Origin of the sequence: Pseudoalteromonas sp. SIMBA_162 (assembly GCF_046535955.1) — a bacterium.
Taxonomy (GTDB): Bacteria; Pseudomonadota; Gammaproteobacteria; order Enterobacterales; family Alteromonadaceae; genus Pseudoalteromonas; species Pseudoalteromonas marina.
Genome location: NZ_JAWJBQ010000927.1, coordinates 1 through 247, shown reverse-complemented (window position 1 = coordinate 247; position 247 = coordinate 1). Strand labels below are relative to the sequence as shown.

1 protein-coding gene is annotated in these 247 nt (G+C 67.2%); it reads right to left on the bottom strand.

Annotated features, from left to right (window positions below; genetic code table 11):
- On the bottom strand, window positions 1–247 hold a 247-nt coding region (locus R0J88_RS22415), incomplete at both ends, for a tRNA-dihydrouridine synthase (RefSeq protein ID WP_410901230.1).

Sequence of the window (247 nt, the reverse complement as noted above, 5' to 3'; positions counted from 1 at the left end):
GATCTGGTTCAGCAGCTCGGGCTCCTTGAGCAGCACCGCCCCGCCCCGGGACTTGTTGACGGTCTTGGCCGGGCAACCGAAGTTCAGGTCGATGACCTCACTGCCCAGCTCACAGGCCAGGGCCGCGTTCTCTGCCAGGCACACAGGGTCCGAACCCAGCAACTGCACCCGCAGCGGCACGCCGGCCGCGGTGTGTGCACCGTGCAGCAGTTCGGGGGCGAGCTTGTGGAAGTAGGCAGGCGTCAAC